Source organism: Kitasatospora nipponensis (assembly GCF_039528135.1).
Taxonomy (GTDB): domain Bacteria; phylum Actinomycetota; class Actinomycetes; order Streptomycetales; family Streptomycetaceae; genus Kitasatospora; species Kitasatospora nipponensis.
The window spans coordinates 1-10,794 of the sequence record NZ_BAAALF010000237.1 but is presented as its reverse complement, the minus strand read 5'-3'; the positions used below and the strand labels follow the sequence as shown (position 1 = coordinate 10,794).

2 protein-coding genes are annotated in these 10,794 nt (G+C 76.7%); both read right to left on the bottom strand.

Going from position 1 to position 10,794, the window contains the following annotated elements:
• Positions 1 to 2,799: beta-ketoacyl synthase N-terminal-like domain-containing protein (locus ABD323_RS36375; RefSeq protein ID WP_425556289.1), on the bottom strand; the 2,799-nt coding region annotated here is incomplete at its 3' end.
• A complete protein-coding gene (locus ABD323_RS36370) occupies positions 2,796 to 9,740 on the bottom strand; it encodes an SDR family oxidoreductase (RefSeq protein ID WP_344446372.1) in 6,945 nt (2,314 codons plus the stop codon). The genes ABD323_RS36375 and ABD323_RS36370, both read right to left, overlap by 4 nt.
• Positions 9,741 to 10,794 lie beyond the last annotated feature (1,054 nt).

Genomic DNA, 10,794 nt, shown 5'->3' with positions numbered 1-10,794 from the left:
CCCGTGGAGTGGGGTCGCACGGAGCGAGACCAGGGCGCCGCCGAGGTCCAGGCGCACCGCCGGGTGCACCCGCTCGGCCGCCTCGGCCGCCGCCGTGCCCGCCGCCGTCGTGCCGCTCCCCGCGGGCAGGAGCGCGGCCGTGCGCGGTTGCGCGCCGTCCGCCCAGAGCGCGGCCGCGACCCGGCGCAGCTGGGCCATCCCGTCGCGGTGCGGGGAGTTCGCCGCGACCGCCAGGTGCTCGCGCCGGCCCAGCGTGTCGCCCACCAGCGAGGTCAGCTGCCCTGTGCCCACCTGGACGAAGGCCCGGAAACCGGCCGCGTAGAGGGCCTCGACCAGCGGCCCGAAGCGCACCGGCTCCACCAGGTGGCGCAGGAAGAGCGCGCGCACCCCGGCCTCCTCCGAGGGGAACGGCGCGGCCGTCGTGCCGGACCAGACCGGCACGGTCGGCCGGTGCAGCTCGAACCGCTCGGACGCCCGCCGGATCGGCGCCAGGTACGGGGCCAGCATCGGCGTGTGGAAGCCGGAGCGGAACGGCAGCACCTGGCCCAGCACGCCGTGGGCGCGGAAGTGGTGCACCAGCCTCGCCACCGGTTCCTCGGGGCCGCAGACGATCGACTGCTGCGGTGCGTTGTCGTGCGACAGGACGACCTGCGCCATGCCGTCCACCGTCGCCAGGGCCTCGTTCACCCGGGCGGCCGAGGTCCCGAGCGCGGCGAAGGCGAGACCGGGGACGTGCAGGTCGTCGGGGTCGAAGGACTCCAGGAAGGCGTCCACCGAGGCGCCGCTGTACAGGCCGGCGGCGACCATCGCGGTCCACTCGCCGACGCTGTGCCCGGCCACGGCGTCGGGCCGCACGCCGATCCGGCGCAGCGCCGCGTCGAGCAGCCGGCCGACGGCCACCACCGCGGCGCCGTGCCGCCCGACGTCGCCCACCTCGCCGGCCAGGACGGGGCGCGGCAGCCCGAAGTGGTCGGCGACGTCCGCCACCTGAGGGGCGAACTCGCTTTCGAGGCCCGGGAAGAGGAAGGCCACCCGGCCTCCCCGGCCCGCCCGGCCTCCCTCGCCTCCCCGCCCGGCCGGTTCGCCCGCGAGCAGCGGCCGGGGGGCGAACCAGATGTCGTTGCGCCCGCGCCAGGGGCGCCCCGCGAAGACCGCGCGGCGGGCCAGCGCGAGCCGCTTGGCCGTCGGGTCGGCGATCGCCACCCGGCACGGTGGCGCGGGGGCGTCCGGCTGCGCCAGACCGGCGGCGATCACGGTCCGGTCGTCGGCCGCCAGCAGCTCGGCGAGCTGCTCGGGCCCGTCGGCGGCGAGCCGCAGCACCCGTTCGGGCTCGGCCACCACCAGGGTGGGCCGCACGGCCGCCGGGCGCGCCCGCACCGGGTCCGGAGCCTGCTCCAGCACCACGTGGGCGTTGATCCCGCCGAAGCCGAAGGCGTTCACGCCCGCGCGCCGCGGCGTGCCGTCGGGGCTCTCCCACGGCTGCGCGGTGCCGATGGTCCGGAACCGGGTGCCGGCCAGCGCCGGGTGCGGGTCCTCGCAGTGCAGCGTCGGGAGCAGCACCGCGTGGTGCACGGCCAGCGCCGCCTTGACGAGCCCGGCGATGCCGGCGGCCGGCATGGTGTGGCCGATCATCGACTTCACCGAGCCGAGCACCGCGCGCTCCGCGCCCGTCGGGGCGGGGCCGAACACCTCGGCCAGCGTGGCGAGTTCGGCCGCGTCCCCGGCCGGGGTCGCGGTGCCGTGGGCCTCCAGCAGGCCCAGCGCGCCGCGGCCCGCCGGATCGAGCCCGGCCGCCCGCCAAGCGGCCCGCACCGCCCGGCTCTGGCCCGCCGGGTCGGGGCTGGCCGGCCCGGCGGTGCGGCCGTCGCCGGCCACGCCGGTGCCACGGATCACCGCGTACACCCGGTCCCCGTCCCGGCGCGCGTCGGCGAACCGCTTGAGCACCACGATGCCGGTGCCCTCGCCGATCAGCAGCCCGTCCGCGCCGCGGTCGAAGGGGCGGATCCGCTGGCTGCGGGAGAGCGCCCGCAGCTGGGTGAAGACGCTCCACAGCGTGACGTCGTGGCAGTGGTGCACGCCGCCGGCCAGCACCAGGTCGCACCGCCCGCTCGCCAGCTCGCCGACCGCCTGGTCGACCGCTATCAGCGACGAGGCGCAGGCCGCGTCCACCGTGTAGGCGGGACCGCGCAGGTCGAGCCGGTTGGCGAGCCGGGAGGCGGCCAGGTTGGGCACCAGGCCGATCGCCGCCTCCGGCCGGTCCGGGCCGAGGCGGTCGGTGAACGCGGAGCGGACCCGGCCCAGTTGCTCGGCGGTCAGCTCGGGCAGCAGCTCGCCCAGGGTGCGGACCAGCTGGTGCGCGCCGCGGACCCGCTGGTCGAGCCGGACCAGGCCCGGGGTGAGGTAGCCGCCGCGGCCCAGCACCACGCCCACCCGCTCGCGGTCGGGCAGCCGGTCCAGTCCGCCGGCGGCCTCCAGGGCGGCGGCGGCGACCTGCAGCGCGATCAGCTGGTCGGGTTCGGTGCCGGGCACCGAGGTGGGCACGATGCCGAAGCGGGTCGGCTGCACCTGGGCGTCCTGGTCCACGAAGCCGCCGCGCCGGCAGTAGAGCCGGTCCGGGCGCGCCGGGCCGGCCGCGGGGGACGGGTCGTAGTAGCTCTCGTCCCAGCGGCCGGGGGGCACCTCGGTGATCGCGTCGACGCCGCCCACCAGGTTCCGCCAGTAGGCCTGGAGGTCCGGGGCGCCCGGCAGCAGCACGGCCATGCCCACCACGGCCACCGGCGGCGGCTGACGGCCTGTCACCGCTTCCCCTCCCAGTCGGAGGCGGTGTAGACCACCGAGCGCAGGGACTCCTCGCCCCAGGCGAGCTCGCGCAGCAGCGCCAGGGTGCCCGCCGCCGGGTCGATCAGTCGCACGCCGCGGCCGGCGTAGCTGTGGGCCAGCTCCGGCGAGACCATGCCGCCGTGCGTCCCGGACGGTGCCCACGGGCCCCAGTGCACGGTCAGCGCCCGGTGCCCGGTCTGCTGCGACCAGCGGGTGCCCAACTCCTCCAGGGCGTCGTTGGCCGCCGCGTAGTCGGCCTGCCCGCGGTTGCCCAGCGCGGCGGCGATGCTGCCGAAGAGCACGGTGAACCGCGGTCCGGCCGGCAGCTCGGCCAGCGCCTCCAGCAGGGCGCGCGCCCCCTCGGCCTTGGTGGCGAAGACCCGCCGGAAGGACTCCGAGTCCTTCTGCGCGAACACCTTGTCCTCGATCACGCCCGCGGCGAAGACGACGCCGTCGAGCCGGCCGTACCCCGCGTGGACCTCCTTGACCGCCTGCCGCAGGGCGGCCGGATCGGTCACGTCCACGACCTGGTAGCGCGCCGGCGAACCCAGCGCGGCGAGCTCGTCGAGGGTCGCGGCGACCTCGCGCCCGGCCAGCAGCCGGCCCGCCGTCCGGTCGACGTCGGCCAGCGGCACGCCCTGGCGGGAGAGCACGGCCCGCAGCGCCGAGCGGTCCCGGGCGGAGGCCAGCTCCGCGCCCTCCTCGCCCTGCGGCGGCGCGGTGCGGCCCAGCAACTCCAGGCGGCAGCGCGAGGCCGCCGCGCGCGCCGCGGCGAAGCGCGCGGTGATCCCGCGGGCCCCGCCCACCAGCAGCACCACCGAGTCGCGGTCCAGACCCAGTGCGGCGGCCTCCGCGACACCGTCGCCCGCGGGCCCGGCGCCGGTGCTGCCCAGCACGCCCAGGCCGCGCTCCACCAGCGCCAGCCCCTGGCGCCCGCCCCGACCGTGCCGCACCACCGGCTCGCGGTCCTCGGCGAGCAGCTTGCCGACGATCGCCTCCGCCGTCCGCGCCGGGTCGAGACCGTCGCCGAACTCCACGAGCCGGACGGTGGTCTGCGGGTACTCGCGGCTCAACGCGCGGAACAGCCCCCGCAGTCCGTCGGTGCGACCATCGCCGCCGGGTGCCGTGGAGCGGGCGGCGAGCAGCCAGCGCGGGGGAGTGCCGGCCAGGGCGCTCTGCAGCGCGGGCACGCAGCCCGGCAGCACCGGCGGGCCGTCCGCGCGCAGCGGGTCCAGCAGCAGGACGCCGTCCACCGGGCCGTCCGCCGGGCGCAGTTCGCTCTCGGCGCCGAGCCTCAGCAGCTGCGCGCCGGCCTCCGTCAGCCGCTCGGCCAGGGCTTCGGCGACCGGGCCGCCGTCCGTCCCCAGCACGGCGAAGCGCCGGCCGGACAGGGACGGTGACGCGGTGGCGGGTGCGGGCAGCGGCAGGGCGGTGAACTCCAGCCGGGCCGGTTCGTGCCCGACGATGTCCGAGGGATCGGGGAGCTCCGCCGCCGCGGGGGCCACCGGATCCCGTGGCTGCTCGGCCGGCGCGCTCCCGGGAGCGGGAGCGGTGGCGCCCAGCCGGTCGGTGAGCCACCGGGTGATCGCGGCGGCGGTGCGGGCCTGCGAGAGCTGCTCCACGTCCTCGTCCTCGAGCCCGGCCAGCTCGTCGCTCCCACCGGCGGCCAGCCGGCGGGCGAGCTGGCCGACGATCTCGGTGCGCTTGATGGAGTCGATGCTCAGATCCGCCTCCAGGTCCAGCTCGGGCTCGATCATGTCGGCCGGGTAGCCGGTGCGCTCGCTGATCACCTCCACCACCGCGCGCAGCACGTCGGCCTCACCGAGGGCGGGCTCCGCCTGCGTGGGTGCCGTGGGTGCCGGCTCGGCGGCCGACGGTGCCTGCGGGAGCGGGGCGGCCGCCCGGGGGAGCGGCGCCGCCGCGGGCGGGACCGGCACACTCGCCGGCACCGGGTGCGGCGCGGCCGGGACGGTGGGAACGCCGCCGGTCGAGCCGAGGTGGGTGAGCAGCACGTCCCGCTGGGCCGCGATCAACTCCCGGCTGTTGCGCAGGAATTCCGACACCAGGGCATCCCCGGGCAGCTGCCGGCCGTGCGTCTGCTGTTCCTGTGCCGTCATGAGGGCTCCAGATACGGGTCGGGCCGGCGCCAGCGCACCGGGCAGGAAGTCTCCGTCGGCGGTCCGCACCAGGTGTCCGTCCACCGTCCAGCCCGGCCGGCGCACGGGCCCGGCCCGGCCCGCGTCCACCGCGTCCCGCCCGCGCAGCAGCCGGCCGGTCCGCACCGGCAGGCCCGCCACGGCCAGTTCGGCCAGCGCGTCGAGGAAGCCGGGCAGGCCGCCCCGGCGGCCCTCCACCGACACCGCCCGGTGCGGGCGCTCACCCAGCACCGTCGAGACCAGCCGGGTCAGCACCGACCCGGGACCGGCTTCGACGAACACCCGGGCGCCCGCCCGGTACATCGCCTCGATCTGCTCCGCGAAGCGCACCGGTGCGCCGATCTGCGCGGCGAGCTCCTCGCGCACCGCCGCCGGATCCACCGGGTAGCGCGCGGCCGTGCGGTTCGACCAGACCGCGAACTCCGGTCCGCGCACCGGGTGGTCGGCCAGCGCGGCGGCGAACCGCTCGCCCGCGCCCGCGACCAGCGGGCTGTGGAAGGCGCAGGCCACCGGCAGCCGCTTCGTTCCGTACCCGGCCTCCGTGAGCAGTCGCATCGCCTGCGCCACGTCCGGGGACCCGCCGGAGACGACCGTCTGGGTGGGCGCGTTGTGGTTCGCGACCACCACCCGACCCGTCAGTCCGCCGGCCGCCAGCACCCGCTCGACCTGCTCGGCCCCGGTCGCCACCGCGGCCATCGACCCCGGGTCGGCGCCCGCGGGGACCGACTCCAGGATCGCGCGCGCCCGGGCCGCGCTGATCGCGGGCAGCTCCTCGGCCGCCAGCGCGCCCGCCGCGCACAGCGCCACCACCTCGCCGTAGCTGTGGCCCGCGGCCTGCTGCGGTCGCACCTCCGCCATCTCCAGCAGTTCGAAGGCGGCCAGGCCGGTCATGCCGAGCGCGGGCTGGGCCACCCGGGTGTCGGTCAGCGCGGCGCGCTGGCGCTCCCGTTCCTGCGGGGTGAAGGCCGTCGGCGGGTACAGCGCCTGCGCGTACGGCAGGCCCGGCCGCAGATGCCGCTGCACCCCGGGGAACGCGGCGAACAGCTCCGCGAACATCCCCAGGCGCTGGCTGCCCTGTCCCGGGAAGAGGAACGCCACCTCGCCCGGCAGCGGACCGTCCTGGTCGGCCAGGTGCAGTCCGGCCGCCGGGTCGCACTCCTGGGCCGTCGCCCGGCGCAGCAGCACGGCCAGCTCCGCGACGTCGGAGGCCACCACCGCCACCTGGACCGGCCCGATCCCCGTCTCCGCCCGCTCGGCGGCGGCCAGGGCCAGGTCGCGCAGCCGCCAGGGCGCACCGTCCGCCTCGGCGTGCCGCAGCAGCTCCGCCACCGCGAGCAGCGCCGCGGTGCGGTCCGCGCCCCGGAAGAGGAAGAGCTCGGCGGGCCACTGCTGCAGCCCGTGGACGGGCGCCGGAGCGTCATAACCCCGTAGGACGGCATGGAAGTTGGTGCCACCGAAGCCGAACGCACTGACACCGGCGACCCGTTCGGCGGGCGGCGCCGCCCACGGCCGGGCTCTGGTGTGGAAGACGAAGGGGCTGACGCCTTGCTCCCAGGCCGAGTTCGGCTGCTCCAGGTGCAGGGTCGGGGGCTTGATACCGGTGTGCAGCGCCAGCGAGGCCTTGATCAGCCCGGCCAGGCCGGCCGCGCACTTGGTGTGGCCGATCTGCGACTTCACCGACCCCAGCGTGCAGCTCTGCGGCGCCGCACCCGCCTCGGTGAAGACCGCGCTCAGGGTGGCCAGTTCGGTGCGGTCGCCGACCACGGTGCCGGTGCCGTGACCCTCCAGCAGCCCCACCTCGGCCGGACCGATCCCGGCGCCGCGGTAGGCGCGCTCCAGCGCCGCCCGCTGCCCCTCGGGCCGGGGGGCCGTCAGCCCCAGCGACCGGCCGTCACTGGCGCTGCCGAGACCCTGGATGACCGCGTACACCCGGTCGCCGTCGCGTTCCGCGTCGGCCAGCCGCTTCAGCACCAGGCAGCCCACTCCCTCGCCGAGCGCGATCCCGTCCGCCGACGCGTCGAAGGGCCGTGACCGGCCGGTCGGCGAGAGGGCGTGCACCGAGGCGAAGAGCAGGTAGTCGTTGATCCCGTTGTGCAGGTCCGCGCCGCCGCACAGCACGAGGTCGCTGGTGCCCGTGACCAGTTCCTTGCAGGCCACGTCCAGCGCCGCCAGCGAGGAGGCGCACGCCGCGTCGACGGTGAAGTTGGCGCCGCCCAGGTCCAGCCGGTTGGCGATCCGGCCGGCGATGACGTTGGCCAGCATGCCCGCGAACGAGTCCTCGGTCAGCGCCGGCAACTGCTGCGCGATCGCCTCGGGGACGGTGTCCAGGTAGGCGGGCAGCACCGCGGACAGCACGCCCGCGTTCGACAGGTCGCTGCCCGCCTCCGCGCCGAAGACCACGCTCGTGCGCCCGCGGTCGAAAGCCCGCCCGCCGCCGCCCTGTCCGGTGCCGCCCTGTCCGGCGCTGCCTTGGCCGCCGCCGTCGTACCCGGCGTCCAGCAGCGCCCGGCGGGCCACCTCCAGCGCCAGCAGCTGCACCGGCTCGATGCTGCCCAGCGCGGTGGGCGGGATGCCGTAGCTCAGCGGGTCGAAGGGGATCCTCGGCAGGAACCCGCCCCAGCGGGACGGAGTCGTGCCCGCGGCGCCGTCAGCCGAGTGGTACCGCGCCGGGTCCCACCGCTCGGGCGGCACCTCGGTCACCGCGTCCACCCCGCCCACGATGTTCGCCCAGAAGGCGGCCAGGTCGGGGGCTCCGGGGAACACGCCCGCCATGCCGACCACCGCGATCTCCAGCGGCGCAGATGCCGACTCGCCGACTGTAGAGGCTTCCTGAGAGTCCGTCAGCTCGGTGGCCCGGGCCGCCAGGAAGTCGGCCGCCCCGGAGCCCACCTCCTCGTGCAGCGCGGCCAGCGTCGTGGTGGCCGAGCGCAGCACCGCCACCTGCCCGGCCATGAACATCCCCCGGTCCAGCTGCTCCCGCTCGTCCACCGCGGTCAGCGTTCCCGCCACCCGGTCGACGCCCTTGGCGGCGATCCGCAGCCGGCCGACGTTCAGCCGCTCCAGGCGCTCCCAGGCCTCGCGGTCCGCCAGCCCCTCCGCCCGCAGCCGCTCGCGCGTCTCGCGGAACTCCGAGGTGAACGGGCTCGGCACGCAGCGCGTGGCGTGCCCCGGCGCGGTCTGCAGCAACTGCGTCCCGTGCGCGGCCAGCACCTGCCGCTGGAACTGCGGCCGCACCGCCCCGCAGGCCACGGCCTCCTCGGTGAACAGGTAGGCCGTGCCCAGCAGCACGCCCGCCGCGACACCGCGCGCCGCCAGCGGTGCGGCCATCGCCGCCACCATCGCCGCCGAGCGCGCGTCGTGCACGCCGCCCGCGAACAGCACCTCCACCGCCGGGGCCCCGGGCGCGGTGGCCAGGTACTCCTCCAGCACCGCCAACTGCGCCTCCCAGAGCGGGAAGCTGTGCCGCGGCCCGACATGGCCGCCGCACTCCGCCCCCTCGAAGACGAACCGGCGCGCGCCGTCCTCCAGGAACTGCCGCAACAGCCCCGGCGAGGGCACGTGCAGGAAGGTGCGGATCCCCGCCTCCTCCAGCACCCGGGCCTGCGACGGACGCCCACCGGCGATCACCGCGTGACTGGGGCCCGCCGCCAGCACCTCGGCCAGCTGCGCGCGCCGCACCTCCTCCGGAGCGAAGCCCAACACGCCGACGCCCCAAGGGAGTCCACCGGAGGCGGCAGCGGTTCCGGCGAGCAGCTCGCGGGTCTGCCCCGGCCCCGCCAGCGCCAGTGCCACGCACGGCAGCGCGCCCGCCGCGGCGACTGCGGCCGCGAACCGCGGCTGGTCGCTGACCCGGGTCATCGGTCCCTGCACCACCGGCAGCCGCGTGCCCAGACCCTGCGCCAGCCGCGCCCCGGGGCCGAGCAGGGCCGCCGCCGAACCCGGTGCCGCGGCGGCGCCCAGGCCGTCCCGGGCGGCCTGCCGCACGGCGTGCACCGCCGCCCGGACCGTGCCCCAGCGCGCGGCGAAGGCCGCCGCGAGGAAACCGTCCTGCCCGACGACCACCTCCTCCTGCGGGACCGGGCCGGACAGGTTGCGTCGCAACACGCGCCGCCCGTCCGCCACGACGGTCTCGGAGCCGTCCATGCCGCGGACGAGTGCGGCGATCCGCTCCGGCACCGCGGACTCCGCCAACAGGGCGAGCTGGCTGTCCAGCACCACCCCGGCGGCCCCGCCGGCCACCGCCGCCAGGGCCGTGCGCGAGCCGATGCCACCCCAGGCCCAGACCGGTACGTCGATCCCGTCCGTGGACAGCAGCTGCTGGAGCAGCACGAACGTGCTCAACTCCCCGACCCGGCCGCCGACCTCGCAGCCGCGGGCGAGCAACCCGTGGGCCCCGGCGCGCACCGCGGCCAACGCCTGGGCCAGGTCGGTCACCTCCGCGAGCACCCGGTACTCCGCGCGGAGCACGGCGATGTCGTAGCCGGGGGTGTCCACCGCCAGCACGAGGAGCCGGGGACCGGAGCCGTCCGCGGAGCGCAGCTCCTCGGCGGCCATTCGGCACCCGGGTGCCACGCGGACGCCGAAGCCGTCCGGGGCGCCCTGCCGGAGCCGGGCGAGTTCCTCGCGCGCTCGACGGTCACCGGTTCCCAGATCCAGCACGCCCACGGCGCCCGCATGGCACAGCGCTTCGACCAGCGCGGCGTCCGGTAAGTGGAACGGGGTGATCCCGATGACGGGCTCGGTCAGCGAACAGCTGGATCTCATGGAATCTCCGGTAAGCATCATGGTGCAGCTGGGGCATGAGCTGGGGCGGTGGGGCGCGACGCGCACTTCGCTGCTCGGGGGCGCCATTGCGCCATCCCGCGATCCGGTCCAACCTGAAGACTACTGAGCAGTAAGGACCGTCAGGTTAAACCCATGTTGCGCGTACATGTCAATGGATCCGCGAAGTAAATCCTTCACGGTCCGCAGGAACCCCGCCTGGGCATCCGCGCTGCGCCGCCTGCGGGTTCCGCCCTGCGCCGGCCGTCGGCGGGCGGCTCCCAGGGGGGTCGCTCCGGCCGCGCGACGACCCCCTTGGCCCCGAACGTTCGATCGGGTACGGTGCCCTCCTGTCAGACGAGGAGAGCCGGTCGCCGCCGATCCACTCGCGAGAGTGAACCGGCAATGACGCGGCGGTGGTTCACCTCGACTCGGTGTCGTAGCCTCGCTTGGCCGCCCCCACCACGAACTCCGATCCCCGGCGTCCGAACCCTCACCCATCGGACCACGGCCACCGCAGCCTCGGGAGTCGGTGCGTGCGTGCGGACGGCCGCGATCGTCACGGCTTGGGACAGCTCGAACCGGATGGAGCGCATGCGCCAGATCTGCGAGCGGGGACTCCTCGTGCACGGCCGAAGACGCGGCGGGGGAGCCGGTGGGAGCGGCTCGCTGTACCCGATCGCGTCCCGGGTCGTGCCGGTGGGCCCGGGGCGGTGCTGAAGGGCCCGACGGGCCCGAAGCAGGTGGCGCTCATCCGAACGCAGACCGCCGTCCCTCCCATGCGCCGGCCGGCGGGGGAGAGTTCCGGGGTCGCGCTGCCGTCGGCGCGGCCGCACCTGCACCGCGCATGAGCCGACGGGCGGATCCGGGGCGCAGCCATGCCTGCGGACGACCCTAGCCCGACCGCTCACCCATGGACCCCGTGGAAGATCCCAAGGAAGTTTTCCCCCTTTGGAGTTGATCGTGATCACAGCCACCGACCCGGCAGCCGGGGGAGCCGCGGAGGCGGCCTCCGTGGCCGGTCCCTGCGAGCGCGGCGCCACGGTGTGGCTGACCG

Excerpts from the sequence above, each read along its gene's own strand:
- ABD323_RS36370 (WP_344446372.1), bottom strand. The coding sequence starts at position 9,740 with ATGAGATCCAGCTGTTCGCTGACCGAGCCCGTCATCGGGATCACCCCG.